The sequence below is a fragment of the Novosphingobium sp. JCM 18896 genome (genome assembly GCF_025938095.1).
Lineage (GTDB): Bacteria > Pseudomonadota > Alphaproteobacteria > Sphingomonadales > Sphingomonadaceae > Novosphingobium.
Genome location: NZ_JAPCZF010000003.1, coordinates 423,224 through 439,365, shown reverse-complemented (window position 1 = coordinate 439,365; position 16,142 = coordinate 423,224). Strand labels below are relative to the sequence as shown.

Below are 16,142 nucleotides of genomic sequence, written 5' to 3'. Positions count from 1 at the left end.
TTCATCATCATCTCGCAGCCGTCCGCGCAGGTGCAACATCGTTGACGAAGGCCGGAATCGCGGTGATCGCCTGGGCCGCGGAAACGCCTTCGCACTTGCCGGTCTTCGGGTTCTTGAGCCCGTCGGCATAGTGGCGCAGCGTCGCCAGGTTCTGCGCACAGTCGATACCCGCGACGATCGCCGATCCGGCGCCGCCGATCGCCGGGCTGACGATCACGTCGAAGATCGGGCGATAGCCGCCCATGACCCCGCGCAGCGAACCGTCGGGCTGGAAGGCGAGCCGCAGCCGGCCCTTGGCATAGTGCCACTTGGTTCGGTTGCCGCGGATGTCACGCGCGCCGCCCTGTCCCCAGGTCTGGGTCAGGACGATGTCGGCGGGATCGGTGGTGAGCACCCCGTTCTTGATCCGCCCGTGCAGGACGTTGCGGTTGCGCGGCGCCTTGTCGCTGATCGTGAAAGTGGTGCCGCGCAGGAACTGGCCCTTGCTGTCGGCCAAGGGGCGGTCGGGGGTATTGGCATAGATCACTTCGACATCGTCGTCGTTCTGCAGGCTGTCGACGCCGCGCAGCAGGATCACCTGGGTCCATTCGCCCGAGGACATGAACTGCCGCATGCCGGTCTGGTTGTCGCCGGCGATGCCGTCGACCCCGCGCCATTCGAGCGTGCAGCCCATCGCGCGGTATTCCTGGTTGTCGATGCCCTGCTCGCCCGTCGGCGTGGTGAAGGCCTCGTGTGCGCAGGTGTCGTCGGTCTTGCCCTCGTCGAGATCGAGACCCCAGGCCTTCTTGCTCTGCACCGTACGCAGCAGCGGCCGCTCGAACATGTCGGGCTGCGAGCAGACGTTGGTGTTGTCGGGGCCGAAGGCATAGGCGTGCCAACGCTGGGTCAGTTGCGCCTCGTTCTCCTTGCGCTCGAGCTGCGCACGTTCCTCGGCCGGCAGGGTCGCCAGATAGGCGTCGCGCAGCTTGAGCGCGGTACCCTGCGGGCAGGCGTCCTTGCCCTGGATCACCGGCTGCACGAAGCTGTCGACGACGAAACCCATGACCCCGCCCGGCGGCGGCGTGGGCAAGGGTTGCGGCCGCGGCGCGGCGGCATCCGCGGGCGCGCGCAACCAGGTCGGCGCCACCGCGCCGAGCGCAAAAACTGCGGCCAAGGCCGAGCCGAACAGACCGATGCGCAGCAGGCGTCCAGGGGTTTCCATGGCTGTCTCCTCGTTCGCTGTCGTCACGGCCGCAGCACCACGGCACCGGTAGGCAGATCGGCCTGAACCGCCCCTTCGGCGACGTAGGCGGGCTTGCCGCGATAGAGCCATTGCGGCTGGTCCGCGGCGCGATCCACGGTCCAATCGGCCCCGACCCCGCGGCTGGCCAACCCCGCCGCCAGCGGCTGCCATCCGGCACAGGCAGCGGCGCAGCTGCCGGTGAAGAGCAGGCGTCCTTCCTTGTCGACCAGCGCATAGGCGCCCTCGACGAAGGCCGCGGACACGTTAACCGGCGCGGTCAGCTTGGGCGCAGGCGGCACATGCTTGAGCGTGTTCCACACCATGCGCTCGTCGCCTTCATGCGCGGCCGAGCCCGGCGCCTCGCCCTTGCGAACGAAGACCAAGTGCCAGCCCTTGTAGACCCACTGCGGTCCCTGCGGTCCGGCGATCACCGTCCAGTCGGGCGCCTTGGCGTTCTGGACATATTCGCCCTGCACCGGCGCGCGACCGCGCTCACCGAAGCCCATGGGGAAGATAAGGTTTGGCTTGGCCCCGGCGGGCGCCAGCAGCGGTTCCCAGACCTGTGCGCAGGCCTCTCGGCAATGCTGCGAGGGATCGGCGCCGTCGCGCAGCAGGGTGCGCATGTCCATGCCATAGAGCGTGCGCCCATCCGGCCCGGCATAGACCGCGACGCCACCGGCCTTGCCGAGAGTCACGCCCGGCGGAAACTCGCTGGTGGTCGCGGCCGGGATCGGCAGATCGACCGGCTGCGCGAGCGCCAGGCCGCTCGAAACAATGGCTGCCGCCGCGGCCGCTAAAGCTAGCCCCTTCATCGCATCGCTCTCCTGTGGGCCGTCGCTTTGCGACGTTCACCCGCACGGCCGACCACGATCGAGGATCACGTCGCCGTGCCGAAAGTCTAATTCAACTTTTGAATTAGTCAACGCGATGCGAGACGAAAATTGTCGCAGCCTTTCGACGGCGACCGCGCGTCAGGGGGTTGGCTTGCGCGGTGCCGATTGGACCAATTCGTAGCGATAGCCGTCAGCGTCGGTCGCCATCATCATGCGATAGCCCATGGCGACGTCGCGGATCTCGCCGGGCGCGAAGCCTGCGGCGCGCAGCCGGCCGGCCGTCGCGGCGAGATCGTCGATGCGCAGCACGGTGCGATCGTAGCCGTTGCTCTGCGCAATCACCGGCGGGGTTTTCGCGGTCTTGTCCGAGAGCAGGATGATCCCCGGCTGACGCGGATCGCCGCCGAAGGTCAGGATCGTCTCGTGGCGCGTCGGCGGCCCCATCTCGAGCCCCACCTTCATACCCAGCCCGTCGACGTAGAACTTGAGCGCGCGCGCCACGTCGCTGACATGCAGCGCCGGGCCGATCAGCGACCCCGACGACGTCGCGGGCGCCGCAACCGGAGCCTCCGCCACGGCCGGCGCCGCGGCACCGAGAAGCGACGCCGCGATCGCGGCGATCATAATCCTGCCTGTCATGTTCTCTCCCTCTGTTCGTCGTCTTATGGTTTTTCGACGCGGAACTGGTCGTGGCAGGCCTTGCAAGCACCACCGAGACTGCGCGCCGCCGTACGCATCGCCGCAGCGTCACCACCAGCAGCCGCGCGCTGGAAAGCCGTCGCCTGCGCGGCGAAGCCGTCCTGCAGCTGACGGAAGCGCGCGCCCTGGGTCCAGATCTCGGGCTTGGCCGCGGTCTTGACCCCAGCCTGCGGTCCGCTGCCGGCCGGATACCAGTTGTACTGCTGCGTGGCGGCGTTGCGGATCTGCCGCGCCGACATCTGGATCAGCACGGTCTGCGGCGAAGGCCCGCGCAGGCCATCGTTGACCGCCTTGAACGCGGCGCCGAGCTCGCGATAGCCATCGACACGCGTGCGCACCTGATCGGCCGGCGCGGCAAGCAAGGGCGCGGCAAGACCGGCGAGGACGAAGGGAGCGAGGAAGCGAAAACGCGAAGACGACGACATGAATTCTCCGATCTGGCTTGCGGGAAAAATTAGTTCAATTTTTGACCAATGTAAACGCGTGCTGAACCGTGCCACGATATTCCCAACGACACGCAAAGGGGAGAGTGCCGATGGATATCGTCGACAGCCAGGTGCACCTGGGACCGGGCGGAGCCGCAGAGATGGTCGCCGCGCTCGACGCCTTGGGGATCGCCGCGGCGCTGATCGACGAATACTGGATGGGAACGCCGGGCGAGCCGTTCTACCGCCTGGCCAACGGCGCAACGCGCACGACCTCGCCCACGGCCGAACTGGCGGCCTGGACCTATCCGGGTCGCTTTTCCTACCTGGTCCGGGTCGATCCGCGCGATCCCGAACTGCCCGCGGTGATCCGCCTGGCGCGCGATGCCGCGCATGTCCGCGCGCTGCGTGTTTCGCCGGGGATGACCCGCGCCGACCTCGCCGATTTCGTCGGCGGCGTCTATGATGCGATGTTCGGCCTCGCCAGCGACGCAGGCCTGCCGGTCTTCGTCCACCTCGCCGGCCAGACGCAATTGCTCGAGCGCGGGGTCCGCGCCTTCCCCGACATTCGCATCGTCATTTGCCACTGCGGCATGCCGCCCGGTCGGCAGCTCTGGCCGATCATCGCGCAGATGGAGGGACGACCCGACAGCGAGGCGCATTGGCGCCAGGTCGCCGAGGAGCCGCACGAACAGGCCTTCTCCCGCGTGCTGCAGGCCGCGGACTGGCCGCAGGTGGCGCTCAAATGGGCGCACGCGCCGGTCAGCTTCGACGCCGCCGGCTATCCCAACCTGGCGGCCCGGCCTTACCTGCGCGCGGCGATCGACGCCTTCGGCGCGGACCGGGTGATGTGGGCCAGCGACATATCGGCCAACCAGACTGGAGAGACCTGGGCCGAGCTGCTGTTCGCGATCGCTGGAAATCCCGAACTCACCCAGACCGAACGTGCCGCGGTGCTGGGTGGAACCGCACGCCGCTGGCTCGACTGGCCCGCCTGACCTCAAATGCAAAGAGGCCCCCTCTCCCGCTCGGGAAAGGAGGCCTCGGTAATGCAACCTGAAAGGCCTTAGGCGACGGCGCGCAGCTTGGCGACGTTGGCCTTGGCCTGGCCGGCGATCGGCGCAGCGACGTCGCTGGCCAGCTTGCCGAAGGCCTTGCCGTTCTTGCCGCCGAGCGCGACCGCGGTGTCGAGGTTACGCTTGGCGACCTTGAACTGCAGGTCGAAGAATTCCTTGGGCGACTTCACCGCCGCGAAGGCCTTGAGGTCGGCCATGAAGGTGTCGGCGGCCAGCTTGCCGTCGGCGACCGAGTCTTCACCGATCGTCTTGAGGCCGGCACCGAGGATCTTGCCCGAGACGACGAGCGCCGCGGCATTGGCCTTGGTCATCGTGCCGAGTTCGCCGGCAACGGCCGCGCCCTTGGCGTAGGCAGCCTTGGCCTTGTCCTGAACCTCAGCCTTGATCGACTGAACGGTGGCCTTCTTGGCCTTGGCGGTACGGGTCGTCATCTGGGCAGTCCTTTTCGAAACGGATTGATCGATGAAACGTCGATAGAGAAGCGAAGGCGCCGCCCGCGATGGTCGGAACAACCATCACGACGACGCCGATGTTGCAGTGCACAATAAGCGTTTTACGCAGCCTGTCAAGCATTTTGTGCAGTGCAACATAAGCTGCCCGGATCGCCCTCCGGCAGCATCGTCGCGAAACCTCGGCGGCGGCTGCCAAGCCCGCGCACAAACGTCGGTTTTGCTGCAGCAATCGTCATTGAACCGACGCTTTCACAAGGGCTTCCCCATGGGCGCCGCTCTGCTAGCATGATAGCATCCGAGCGACGCCGCCGAGCAGGCGCGCGCGAGCAGAGGGAAAGGATTGAGCATGGCCGATTCATCGCAGCGCAACGAAACCGAGACGCGCAACGAGGACGGCGGTTCGACCTGGGGGCTGCCCTCGTCGCTGTTCGGATTGGACGGCCCCTTCGCCACCTATATGCGCGCGGCCAATCCCTTCGCGCTGTTCCAGCAGAACATGGCGCTCTACCAGCAGTTCGTCGACATCGCGCTCGGCCAGTCGAAGATCGCACCCGATGCACGCGACTGGCGCTTTCAGGACGAGACCTGGACCAAGAACCCGTTCTACCGCCGCCTGAGCCAGGCCTATCTGGCGATGACCGAGGCGGTCCAGAACATGATCCCCGACGATCTCGCCGATGACGACAAGGCGCGCGCGCAGCTCGCCGCCGACATCGTCACCAGCGCCTTCGCGCCGACCAACACGCTGATCGGCAACCCTGCCGCGGCGCTGCGCGCGATCGAAACCAAGGGCGACAGCGTCGCCAAGGGCTTCCGCAATTTCGTCGACGACTGGCTCAACAACGAGGGCATGCCCTCGCAGGTCGACGCCTCGAAGTTCCAGGTCGGCAAGAACCTCGGCGTGACGCCGGGCAAGGTGGTCCACAAGACCCAGATGTTCGAGCTGATCCAGTACACGCCGCAGGGCGACACGGTCTACGAGATCCCGGTGCTGCTGATCCCGCCGCAGATCGGCCGCTTCTATTTCACCGACCTCGCCCCGGGCCGCTCCTTCGCCGAATATGCGGTGAGCCAGGGGCTCAACCACTTCGTCGTCTCGTGGCGCAACCCGCAGCCCGAGCATCGCGACTGGGGGCTCGAAGACTACATCGAATCGGCGCTCGAGGCGGTCGAGACCGTGGCGCTGATCACGGGCACGCCGAAGATCAACCTGATCTCGTTCTGCGCAGGCGGCATCCTCTCGTCGATCGTCGCCGGCTATCTCGCGCAGAAGGGCCGCGGCGACATGATCAACACGCTGGCGCTCTGCGTGACGATGCTCAACTGGAAGGTCGATGCCTCGATCGGCGCCTTCCGCTTCCCCGCGGCGCTGACCATGGCCAAGGCGCAGACCGAGATGAAGGGCGTGCTGCCGGGCAGCGACCTGCACAAGGTGTTCACCTGGCTGCGCCCCAACGACCTCGTGTGGAACTACTGGGTCAACAACTACCTGATGGGCGATACGCCTTCAGCCTTCGATATCCTCGCCTGGAACAAGGACAACACCAACCTCCCCGCCAAGCTGCACAGCGACTTCCTGCGCATCTTCGAGGAGAACCTGCTGGTCGAACCCGGCGCCTTCGAGGCAATGGGCACGCCGATCGATCTCGGCGAGATCAAGTGCGACAACTTCATCGTCGGCGCGGTGACCGATCACCTGACGCCGTGGAAGGCCTGCTACCAGGCCTGCACCTTCCTCGGCGGCGACAGCACTTTCGCGCTGTCCAACGGCGGCCACGTCGCCGCGCTGGTCAATCCGCCGAGCAATCCCAAGGCGCACCACTTCATCGGCGCGGGCACCGCGCCGGACGCCGATACCTGGATGGAAAGCGCCACGCGCGAGCAGGGATCGTGGTGGCAGGGCTGGGCCAAATGGGTCGCCGAGCGCAGCGGCAAGCGCGTCCCGTCGCCCAAGCAGCTCGGCTCGAAGAAGTTTCCCGCGGGAATCAGCGCCCCTGGCGAATATGTGACACAGTAGCTCACTAGCTTGCTTGCGCTGCAGTGCAGCATATATTAGCAATCCTGTAAGTAGATGACCTTGGCCCTGAGCGCAGGTCTCCGAAAGGAAGGAATGCTACCTTCCGGTGGAGCTTGCTGGGAGCAGTGCCCGGCAGATTAGGGGTTAGTGGTTTGATCTATCTTGCCTATGAGACGCTGCGCCGCAGCACGCGGCCGATGGCCTGGCTGCTCGACAAGGGGCAGCAGTTCGCCCGCGACGAGCGCAATCCGCTGCGCGACACGATCGGCATGCGCGCGCTCGCAACCGCCTGGGAACTTCCGGCGCGCGCGCTCAAGGACTATCCGAAGCAAGCCTATCAGGTGTTCGAGGAAGTCGGCGACCTGGACGTCGTGGTCGAGGCCGAAGTCGTCCACAGCATGCCTTTCGCCGACCTGCTGCGCTTCAACCTGGAAGACGGCACCAAGAAGCCCAAGGTGCTGATCGCCGCGGCGCTCTCGGGCCATCACGCGACCTTGCTCGAGGACACGATCCGCGGCTTCACGCGCGATTTCGACACTTACATCACCGACTGGAAGGACGCGAAGCAGGTCCCGCTGTCCGAGGGCGAGTTCGACTTCGACGGCTATGTCGAACACCTGATGACCTTCCTCGAGGTGCTCGGTCCCGACACCCATGTCGTCGCCACCTGCCAGGCCGCGCCGCCGGCCATGGTCGCCGCCGCGGTGCTCGAGGCGCGCAAGGCCAAGCACAAGCCGGCGACGCTGACCCTGATGGGCGGACCGATCGACACGCGCGTCAGCCCCAACGTGCTGACCAAGCTGACCGAGAAGGTGCCGTTCAAGCTGTTCAAGACGCTGAACATCCACAAGGTGCCGCCGGGCTATCCGGGCTCGGGCCGCCGCGTCTATCCGGGCTTCTACCAGCTGAGCGGCTTCATCGCGCTCAACCCCAAGCCGCACATCCGCCAGTACGGCCAGTTCCCCAAGAACTCCATGAAGGGCGACGAAGTGGCGCTGCAGAAGTTCCGCGACTTCTACGACGAGTATTTCGCCGTGCTCGACATGGCCGAAGGCTTCTATCTCGACACGCTCAAGAAGGTGTTCTTCGAGCACCACATCCCCAAGGGGATCATGGAATACCGCGGCAAGCTGGTCGATTTCGCCAAGGTCAAGGACCTGCCGCTGCTGACCGTCGAGGGCGAGAACGACAACTTCTGCCCGCCGGGCCAGACCGAGGCCGCGCACGACGTGTTCAGCGGCATCCCCGCGAACAAGCGCAAGAACTACATCCAGCCCGGCGTCGGCCATTATGGCGTGTTCTCGGGCTCGAAGTTCCAGAGCAGCATCTACCCGGTGATCCGCGACTTCATCCACGAGGCCATCGGCGTCGAGGCCAAGGAAGAGATCCCGGTCACGCAGTGATCCGAGCCTGTCCTCCCCGCAAGGGGAGGACAGGTGCTAGACCTTGGCGCGTTGCTCCTGCCACCAGGCGTCGAGCGCTTCCGCCTCGGGCGTCAAGGTGGTGTAGAACGGCGCGGCGAAGCGGTCCCAGGCCTCGGCCTGGCGCGGCGAGACCGAGGTCAGCACGGGCACTTCGGCAACGATCGCCGCCTGGAAGGCCGAGACGAGGCCCGAGCGGTTCTCCGCCTCGTACTTGCCGAACTTGTTGAGCACGACGAGATCGCAGCCCGCCGCGATCTGCCCGGCTACGGCATCGGCAGCGCTGACCACGCCCTCGGGATCGAAGGCGCAGGCGTCCGAGCCGGCGCCAAGATCCTGGAACATCGGATAGCGCCGGCCATCTGCCAAGCTCAGCAGCATGCCCGGTCCGCATTGGCGGTCGGGGCCGCCAGCTTCGTCGTTGGCCTCGATCAGACCGACGATCCGCGCCTCGCCGCGATGCCGCGCGACGAATTCGGCGAGCAGGCGCTGGATCTCCTCACCCGCCGCGCCCTGGACGATCGCTATCGATTTCGTCGTTTCGGCCATCTCGAATCCTTCGGTCACAGCGGCTTGCCGCAGGCGGTCATAGGCAAGGCCAGGTCCTTGCGCTCGACAAATTCGCGATCGGTCAGCACATCGAGAAAGGCGAGCAAGGATGCCTTCTCCTCCGGACTGTAGCGCCGGCCTTCGTGGCGATCGAGGGCCGCTTCGAGCGTCGGCACCGACCCATCGTGCCAATAGGGCGCGGTCAGCGCAACGTTGCGCAGCGACGGCGTGCGGAACTTGCCCCGATCCTCGACGCGGCCACTCTTCTCGGCAAGCCCCGGATCGGCAGGGGTGCTCTCCGCGAGGCGGTGATAGGCCATGTCGGTGAACAGCGGCCCCGCGTGACAGCCCGTACAATCGCGCGCGAAGATTGCTCGCCCGCCCCGCGCCGCGTGCGGCAGCCGGCCGTGGTCGTGCGGACTGCCGAAGGAGACGAGCGTCCGCTCGAAACTGGCGAGCGCCTTGGCGATCGTGGTCTCGTCGATCCGCCCCTCGGTCTCGGGAAAGGCCTCACGGAACTGCGCGCGATAGCAGTCGTCGCGTCCGAGCCGCGCGGCCAGCTCGGCCTCGCGTCCGGTCATGCCCATCTCGACCGGGTGCGTGCCGAACACCGGCACCGCGACCTGGCCTTCGAGCGAGGCCAGACTGGGATCGGCGTGGGTCAGTCGGGTGAACCAGGCGACGTTGGCGAGCGCCTGGACGTTGCGCCACCCCGCCTCACCGGTGACGCCCGGATGGGTGCGGTTGCCCTCGGCGAAGGCGCGGTGCTGCTCGTGGCACGTGGCGCAGGACATCGTGCCGTCGAGCGACAGATCGGCGTCGTAGAACAGCCGCCGGCCGAGTTCGACCTTGGCCGAGGTCATCGGGTTGTCAGCAGGCACCTCCGGCGCACCCAGGCCCCGCGGCGAGGACCAGTGCCAGGCCGGCGCGCTGGCTCCCGCCAGCGCCAGCCCGGCAAGGGGCGCCAACAGCGCGAGACGCATGACCTAGGGCAGACGCGCGACCAGCACGGTCATCTGCGGCGCGCCATTGGCGCCGAGTTGCAAGGTGTAGCGACCGGGCTTCAGCGGAAAGTCGACCATCTTGCGCACGCCGCTACAGGCGGGGCCATGGCCGTGCGAGGTCGAGGTCACGGCCTTGCCGTCCTGCACGAGATCGATCCAGGCGCCCGAGCTCAGCGCGACGCGGAAGGTGCCCGCCTCGGCCACGTTCAGCGCGATCAGGCCACCGAAGCTGACCGAGCCGCCGGGCTTCTCGGGTCGCAGCGCATAGCGCACTTCCGGCGTGGGCTTGAGCGTCACGTTCGCCGCCTGGCCGACCGCCAGTCCTGGCGCGGTATCGACGACGCTACCGGCCTCGAACGGAATCGGGCTGGTCCAGGGCGCGAGTTCGCCGGTCGGCGGGGTCTGTGCGCGGCATTCGAGTTCGGCAGTCCTGGCCGGTTCGGCGGGCGCATGATCGTGCATGTGATCTTGCGCCTGAACCGCGACCGAAAGCATCAGCGGCGACACGATTGCCACAGCCTTCACGATAATTCCGCGTGTCATCATCCCGCCTTGCATAGCTATATCTCCGTAAATATAGGACCGCGCCAAGAACCACAATGCCTTAACCACAATACAGAATTCAGGGGGTTTTCGTGCGCCATCTCGCCACTTTCGCATCCGTGCTCGCGCTCGGCCTGTCCAGCCAGGCCTTTGCCCAGGATGAGGCCCAACCCGCGGAAGCTCTTCCGGCTGGGGAAACCGGCAACGGCACTTTCACCTTGGGCCAGATCGTCGTCACCGGCGCAAAGCCGGAAGGCATCGCGATCGGCGGCGAGACGCTGACCGCCGAGGCGATCTATGCCTTCAACCGCAACACGCTCGACGATGCCGCGAACCTGATCCCCGGCGTCACCGCGGGCAACAGCGGCGGCTCGCGCAACGAGCGCCTTCTGTTCGTGCGCGGCTTCGACCGGTTCCAGGTGCCGCTGTCGATCGACGGCATCCGCGTCTACCTGCCCGCCGACAACCGCCTCGACTTCGGCCGCTTCCTGACCCCCGACATCGCCGAACTGCAGGTCGCCAAGGGCTATGCCTCGGTGCTCGACGGCCCCGGCGGCATGGGCGGCGCGGTCAACCTCGTCACGCGCAAGCCGACCAAGGAAATCGAAGCCGAGGTCCGCGGCACGCTGAACCTCGACCGCGATGCCGACTATGCCGGCTACAACGTCTTCGCGCTGCTCGGCACCAAGCAGGACCAGTGGTACGCACAGGCGTCCTATTCGCGCAATTTCCAGGATCACTGGACGCTCGCCGGCGGCTTCACCCCGACGGTCCCGGCCAACGAGGACGGCGGCGAGCGCGACTTCAGCCGCACCAGCGACTGGCGCGTCAACGTCAAGGCCGGCTTCACCCCCAACGCCACCGACGAATATGCGATCAGCTACACGCGCCAGGAAGGCGCGAAGAACGCGCCGCTGCACGTCACCGACACCAACAGCGTCTCACTGCGCAATTGGGAATGGCCCTACTGGAACATCGAGGGCGTCTATTTCCTCTCGACCACCGCGCTCAGCGACCAGGCGACACTCAAGACCCGCGCCTACTGGAACACCTACAAGAACCTGCTGCGCTCTTGGGACAACCGCAACCAGAACAGCCAGACCCTGCCGCGCTCGTTCGACAGTCCTTATGACGACACCGCCTATGGCGGTTCGGCCGAGCTCGCGGTCAACCTCGCGCCGCGCGACACGCTGACCCTGGCCTTCCACTATCGCCACGACGAGCATACCGAGACCCAGACCAGCCGTCCCGGCGTCGCGGGTGCCACGCCCGAACCCGTCCAGGTCAGCGCCGAACGCACCTGGAGCGCGGCGATCGAGAACCGCCTTGCCTTCAACGATGCGCTGAGCCTGACGGTCGGCGGCAGCTTCGACTGGCGCGACACCGACCGCGCCGAGGAATTCGGCGTGCCGCTCGGCCAGACCGGTGCCAGCCGCCTGTACTCCTTCGCGCTGCGCAACGCCTCTGCCTGGAACGCGCAGGGCCGGCTTGACTGGGCGCAGGACGGCACCGCGCTGCACCTCAGCGTCTCGTCGCGCGCGCGCTTCCCGACGCTGTTCGAGCGCTTCTCGAGCCAGTTCGGCACGGCCGAGGCCAATCCGAACCTCAAGCCCGAGCGCGCGACCAATGTCGAGCTCGGCGGCAGCCGCTCGTTCGGCCCGATCCGGGTCGAAGGCGCGCTGTTCTACAGCCACCTGACCGACGCGCTGGTCTCGGTGCGCACGCCGGCCAACCTCAATCGCCGCGAGAACTACGGCAGTGCCGACTACTACGGCGGCGAGCTGTCGCTCAGCGCGCAGTTGACCTCGGTGTTCCAGGCCGGCGTCAACTACAGCTACATCAAGCGCGACTTCGACGTCGGCACCCCGCCCACTGGCGGACTGATCCGTCCGTTCGAACTGACCGACGTCCCCGGCCACAAGGGCTTTGCCTGGGTCTCGTTCCGGCCGGTGCCGACGATCAACGTGCTGCCGCAGCTCGAATTCGCCTCGGGCCGCACCACGGTCACCCCGGCTTCGGCCAACGGCCTGGCACCGGTCTACTACCAGACCGGCGGTTACGTCACTGCCGCGCTGCGCGTCGATTGGGACGTCACCGACTTCCTGACCGTCGGTGTCGGCGGCCGCAACCTGTTCGACCGCAACTACACGCTGACCGACGGCTTCCCCGAGCCGGGCCGCAGCTTCTTCGCGAGCATCCGCGCGCGGTACTGACGCCGCCCCGGACACAAACCGCAACATTACACACGGGCCGGAGCATTTCCGGCCCGTTTTGCATCTAGGCCGTGCGACTTTGCTTGAATCGGGGCGCGGCTCGCCTAAGGCTGCGCGCAAAGTAGAACGGGAGATTCTGATGCAGATGCGCAAGCTGGGCGGCACCGGCGTGGCGATCGCGCCGCTCGTGCTCGGCGGCAACGTGTTCGGCTGGACCGCGGACCGCGAGACGAGTTTCGCGATCCTCGACGCCTTCCTCGAGGCCGGGTTCAACGCGATCGACACCGCCGATTTCTACATGCGCCACCTGCCCGGTTTCGAGGGCGGCGAGTCCGAAACCGTGATCGGCGAATGGCTGAAAGACCGCGGGGTGCGCGACAAGGTCGTGCTGATCACCAAAGGCGGCCTGCCGATGGGCGAAGGCATGGAAGGCCTGAGCCGCGACTACCTGCCGCGCGCCTGCGAAGCCTCGCTGCGCCGCCTGCAGACCGACCACATCGACGTCTACATGGCGCACCAGCCCGACGTGAACACGCCGATCGCCGAGACGCTCGAAGCCTTCCAGGCGCTGATCGACGCAGGCAAGGTCGGCCACGCCGCCGCCTCGAACTATTCGGCCGAGCAACTGCGCGAAGCCGTGGCGGCCGAAGGCCCGGGTCGTGCGCGCTATGGCGTGCTCGAACAGCACTACAACCTCGCCGCGCGCGAGGAGTTCGAAGGCCCGCTCGAAGACCTCTGCCTGGCCGAGAACATCGGCACGATCCCCTACTTCTCGCTCGCCGGCGGTTTCCTGACGGGCAAGTACCGTTCCAAGGACGACGCCGAAGGCCGCGCGCGGGGCGGCACCGTCCAGCGCTATCTGACACCGCGGAACTTCGCGCTGCTCGACGTGCTCGATACGGTGGCCGCGCGCCACGACGCGACGCTCGCGCAGGTCTCGCTGGCCTGGCTGCTGACGCGCAAGTCGGTCTCGGCACCGATCGTCAGCGCCACCAGCCTCGGCCAGCTCGGCGACATCCTCAAGTCGGTCGAGCTTAAGCTCACCGCCGAAGACCTCGCGCAGCTCGACGCCGCATCGGCGTAACAATTTCAGGCGTATAAAAATTCCCCAGGAGAGAAACAGATGTCCGACCAGATCGTCGCCCCGCGCACTCGTGACCTGTCCGAAATGGCCGAGCAGATCGTGCCCTGGATGGAAAGCAAGCTGCCCGGTGCGACCGGCCTCAAGATCGCCAACATGGACTATCCGCGCGGCGCCGGGCGCAGCCACGAGACGATCCTGTTCGACGCGAGCTGGAGCCAGGGCGGCAAGGAGCATCAGGAAGGCTACGTCATCCGCGTGAAGCCCGACGCCAACCAAGTCTATCCCGACGACCTGTTCGAGGAACAGTATCAGGTCATGCGCGTGCTCCACGAGGAGCGGATCGTCCCCGTGGCCGAGACGATCGGTTTCGAAGCGGATCCCGCGCTGGTCGGCGCGCCGTTCTTCGTGATGAAGAAGCTCCACGGCCGCGTCGCCGTGACCTTCCCGCCCTATCGCGAAAACGGCTGGGTCGCCGAGGCGACGCCGGCGCAGCGTCGCCGCTTCTGGGAAGGCGGCGTGCGCAACCTGGCGCTGACGCAGAAAACCCCGCTCGACAAGGTCCCGTTCCTTGCCGGCCTGCCCGGCCAGACGAGCGGCCTGACTGGCCTCGATCAGGAATGGGACAAGTACGACCGCTTCGTCGAATGGGTCAGCCAGGAAAAGCGCTGGCCCGTGCTCGACGCCGCGCGCGAGCATCTCAAGGCGCGTTGGCCGAAGAACCAGCCCGAGGGCCTGGTCTGGGGCGACGCGCGCATCGGCAACATGATGTTCGACGACAACTTCGACGTCGTCGCGGTGATGGACTGGGAACAGGCCTCGCTCGGCGGCGCGCTGCACGACCTCGCCTGGTGGCTGCAGATGTCGGCCTTCGCGCACGAGAAGACCGCCGACAAGCCGCACCTCGACGGCATGGGCACGCGCGAGGAGACGATCGCGCTGTGGCAGGAGATCACCGGCATCTCGGTCGACGACCTCGACTGGTATCTCGACTTCACCGCCTTCAAGACCGGCTGCCTCTCGGTGAGCACGAGCAAGATCTGGGGCTGGCCCGAGCCCGACCATGCGGCGCTGAAGGACAAGCTGGGGCTGTAGCCACCCTCACCGCTGCGACTAGGTTCACTGCGTTCACCAAGTCTCGCTGCCTCTCCCGCCAGCGGGAGAGGGTAGAGCGCCCCTTCTCCCGCTGGCGGGAGAAGGATAGCGCAGCTTGCCGCGGCAGCGGCTAGCGAAGCTTGGCTGAGGGTGGCCAAGCGCAACCCTGCCACCAAATCTGACACGAAACGCCGCACCTCTCCATCCTCTCCCCTCCCCTTGCCCCGGCAGAAATGCTAAGGGTTTGGCAAAACAAAGGGAGAGGATGCCGTGCAGACCCTGGCCGACCTGAAGCTCCACGACCTGCCGATGGCGGCGCCCGCCTTCTCGGCGAACCCCTGGCCCGAACTCGAGAAGGCGCGCGAGAGCCACCCCTGGCTCGCGGCCTGCGAGTTCGGCCACGTCGTCCACCAGTACGACGCGATGCGCGACCTGCTCTGGCTCGATCACAGCCTGACCGGTTCGTACCAGGACGTGCTGCGGATCATGGAGGCCGAGGGTACGCCCTGGGGCCGCTTCCAGCACGAGAGCCTGCTCGCGCAGACCGGCGAGGCGCACAAGCGCATCCGCGCCGTGCTCGCCCCCGCCTTCACGCCGCAGCAGGCGAACAAGCACCGCCCACTGATGCGCAAGGTCATCGCCGAACTGCTCGACGAATGGGTGCCCAAGGGCGAGTTCGATTTCGAGGACTTCGCTTCCTACTTCCCGATCACGGTGATGTGCAGCCTGATCGGCGCGCCGACAGGCGCGATCGCGTCGCTGCGCGCGTCGATGGAGGCGCTGGGCCTGTCGATGAGCATGGACAAGGCCTTCCTGCCCCAGCTCAACCAGGCGACCGAAGTGCTCGACGCCTTCGCACAGGAGATCGTCGCCGAGCGGCGCAAGGCGCGGCTGGCGCCGGGCGAGGACATGCTCGAAGTGCTCCTCACCACGCTCGACGAGGGCCAGTTGTCCGAGCGCGAGCTCTACGACCTGCTGATCTTCCTATTCGTCGCCGGCTACGACACCTCGAAGAACGCGCTGACCCTGATGATGGACGCGCTGATCGACCGGCCCGAAATGTACCAGCGCTGCGCCGAGGACCTGGCCTGGTGCAAGAAGGTCAGCGAGGAGAACTTCCGCTACCTGACCACCTCGACGATCCCGCGCATCGTCACCAAGGACATCACCTACAAGGACGTGCTGATCCCCGCCGGGACCATGCTGTTCTTCCCCGTCTCGATCTCGGGCCGCGATCCGGCGATCGACCACGCTGCGACATTCGATCCCGAGCGCGACCAGGCGAAGAAGCGGCCGATCACCTTCGGCATGGGCGTGCACATATGCCTGGGCCAGTTCATCGCCCGCGCGCAGATCGAGGAAGGGCTGCACCAGATCGCCCAGCGCATCCGCAACCCGCGCCGCACGGGCGCTTCGACCTGGCGGCCGTTCTACGGGGTCTGGGGGCTCAAGGGCTTGCCGATCGCCTTCGAGGCGGTGCGCGATTCGGCCGAGGCCGAACCCGCACTCTGA

The 16,142-nt window shown here is 66.8% G+C and carries 15 protein-coding genes; 7 read left to right on the top strand and 8 right to left on the bottom strand.

The window, feature by feature from the left end:
• Positions 1-7: 7 nt before the first annotated feature.
• The 4 genes from OLX23_RS12415 to OLX23_RS12400 form a co-directional block, all read right to left on the bottom strand.
• Entirely contained in the window at positions 8-1,201 is a 1,194-nt protein-coding gene (locus OLX23_RS12415) for a hypothetical protein (RefSeq protein WP_264445313.1), read from the bottom strand.
• 23 nt (positions 1,202-1,224) lie between these two features.
• Complete coding sequence (locus OLX23_RS12410) at positions 1,225-2,034, bottom strand: hypothetical protein (protein ID WP_264445312.1); 810 nt, start codon at positions 2,032-2,034, stop codon at positions 1,225-1,227.
• A gap of 159 nt (positions 2,035-2,193) precedes the next feature.
• Entirely contained in the window at positions 2,194-2,694 is a 501-nt protein-coding gene (locus OLX23_RS12405) for a VOC family protein (RefSeq protein WP_264445311.1), read from the bottom strand.
• A gap of 23 nt (positions 2,695-2,717) precedes the next feature.
• Positions 2,718-3,179 (bottom strand): c-type cytochrome, encoded by a 462-nt coding sequence (locus OLX23_RS12400; protein ID WP_264445310.1) that lies wholly within the window; start codon positions 3,177-3,179, stop codon positions 2,718-2,720.
• A 110-nt stretch (positions 3,180-3,289) separates the two neighbouring features.
• On the opposite strand from OLX23_RS12400, the gene OLX23_RS12395 reads away from it, so the two are divergent.
• Positions 3,290-4,177 (top strand): amidohydrolase family protein, encoded by an 888-nt coding sequence (locus OLX23_RS12395; RefSeq protein ID WP_264445309.1) that lies wholly within the window; start codon positions 3,290-3,292, stop codon positions 4,175-4,177.
• Between the two features lie 68 nt (positions 4,178-4,245).
• On the opposite strand, the gene OLX23_RS12390 is transcribed toward OLX23_RS12395, so the two are convergent.
• Complete coding sequence (locus OLX23_RS12390; protein WP_264445308.1) at positions 4,246-4,686, bottom strand: phasin family protein; 441 nt, start codon at positions 4,684-4,686, stop codon at positions 4,246-4,248.
• Between the two features lie 367 nt (positions 4,687-5,053).
• Here OLX23_RS12390 and OLX23_RS12385 point away from each other — a divergent pair, with 367 nt between their 5' ends.
• Together OLX23_RS12385 and phaZ are read left to right on the top strand one after the other, a co-directional pair.
• A complete protein-coding gene (locus OLX23_RS12385; protein ID WP_264445307.1) occupies positions 5,054-6,724 on the top strand; it encodes a PHA/PHB synthase family protein in 1,671 nt (556 codons plus the stop codon).
• 152 nt (positions 6,725-6,876) lie between these two features.
• On the top strand, positions 6,877-8,127 hold the full coding sequence (gene phaZ, locus OLX23_RS12380; RefSeq protein ID WP_264445306.1) for a polyhydroxyalkanoate depolymerase: 1,251 nt from the start codon (positions 6,877-6,879) through the stop codon (positions 8,125-8,127).
• Between the two features lie 36 nt (positions 8,128-8,163).
• Here phaZ and OLX23_RS12375 read toward each other — a convergent pair whose 3' ends face one another.
• The 3 genes from OLX23_RS12375 to OLX23_RS12365 are packed head-to-tail and all read right to left on the bottom strand — an operon-like array spanning position 8,164 to position 10,223.
• On the bottom strand, positions 8,164-8,694 hold the full coding sequence (locus OLX23_RS12375; protein WP_264445305.1) for a DUF2478 domain-containing protein: 531 nt from the start codon (positions 8,692-8,694) through the stop codon (positions 8,164-8,166).
• Between the two features lie 14 nt (positions 8,695-8,708).
• Positions 8,709-9,662, bottom strand: a complete 954-nt coding sequence (locus tag OLX23_RS12370; protein ID WP_319641314.1) for a cytochrome c peroxidase — start codon at positions 9,660-9,662, stop codon at positions 8,709-8,711.
• A gap of 18 nt (positions 9,663-9,680) precedes the next feature.
• Positions 9,681-10,223, bottom strand: coding sequence for a homogentisate 1,2-dioxygenase (locus tag OLX23_RS12365; RefSeq protein WP_264445303.1), 543 nt, complete (start codon positions 10,221-10,223; stop codon positions 9,681-9,683).
• A 110-nt stretch (positions 10,224-10,333) separates the two neighbouring features.
• On the opposite strand from OLX23_RS12365, the gene OLX23_RS12360 reads away from it, so the two are divergent.
• The 4 genes from OLX23_RS12360 (at position 10,334) to OLX23_RS12345 (ending at position 16,142) form a co-directional block, all read left to right on the top strand.
• A complete protein-coding gene (locus OLX23_RS12360) occupies positions 10,334-12,454 on the top strand; it encodes a TonB-dependent receptor plug domain-containing protein (protein ID WP_264445302.1) in 2,121 nt (706 codons plus the stop codon).
• A gap of 139 nt (positions 12,455-12,593) precedes the next feature.
• The gene (locus OLX23_RS12355; RefSeq protein WP_264445301.1) at positions 12,594-13,538 is read left to right on the top strand and encodes an aldo/keto reductase; all 945 of its coding nucleotides are present in this window, start codon (positions 12,594-12,596) and stop codon (positions 13,536-13,538) included.
• 39 nt (positions 13,539-13,577) lie between these two features.
• Positions 13,578-14,630, top strand: a complete 1,053-nt coding sequence (locus tag OLX23_RS12350; RefSeq protein ID WP_264445300.1) for a phosphotransferase family protein — start codon at positions 13,578-13,580, stop codon at positions 14,628-14,630.
• Positions 14,631-14,900: 270 nt separating this feature from the next.
• Positions 14,901-16,142 (top strand): cytochrome P450, encoded by a 1,242-nt coding sequence (locus OLX23_RS12345; RefSeq protein WP_264445299.1) that lies wholly within the window; start codon positions 14,901-14,903, stop codon positions 16,140-16,142.

Excerpts from the sequence above, each read along its gene's own strand:
- OLX23_RS12405 (WP_264445311.1), bottom strand. The coding sequence starts at position 2,694 with ATGACAGGCAGGATTATGATCGCCGCGATCGCGGCGTCGCTTCTCGGT.
- OLX23_RS12410 (WP_264445312.1), bottom strand. The coding sequence starts at position 2,034 with ATGAAGGGGCTAGCTTTAGCGGCCGCGGCGGCAGCCATTGTTTCGAGC.
- OLX23_RS12390 (WP_264445308.1), bottom strand. The coding sequence starts at position 4,686 with ATGACGACCCGTACCGCCAAGGCCAAGAAGGCCACCGTTCAGTCGATC.
- OLX23_RS12355 (WP_264445301.1), top strand. The coding sequence starts at position 12,594 with ATGCAGATGCGCAAGCTGGGCGGCACCGGCGTGGCGATCGCGCCGCTC.
- OLX23_RS12395 (WP_264445309.1), top strand. The coding sequence starts at position 3,290 with ATGGATATCGTCGACAGCCAGGTGCACCTGGGACCGGGCGGAGCCGCA.
- OLX23_RS12385 (WP_264445307.1), top strand. The coding sequence starts at position 5,054 with ATGGCCGATTCATCGCAGCGCAACGAAACCGAGACGCGCAACGAGGAC.
- OLX23_RS12350 (WP_264445300.1), top strand. The coding sequence starts at position 13,578 with ATGTCCGACCAGATCGTCGCCCCGCGCACTCGTGACCTGTCCGAAATG.
- OLX23_RS12400 (WP_264445310.1), bottom strand. The coding sequence starts at position 3,179 with ATGTCGTCGTCTTCGCGTTTTCGCTTCCTCGCTCCCTTCGTCCTCGCC.
- OLX23_RS12415 (WP_264445313.1), bottom strand. The coding sequence starts at position 1,201 with ATGGAAACCCCTGGACGCCTGCTGCGCATCGGTCTGTTCGGCTCGGCC.
- OLX23_RS12375 (WP_264445305.1), bottom strand. The coding sequence starts at position 8,694 with ATGGCCGAAACGACGAAATCGATAGCGATCGTCCAGGGCGCGGCGGGT.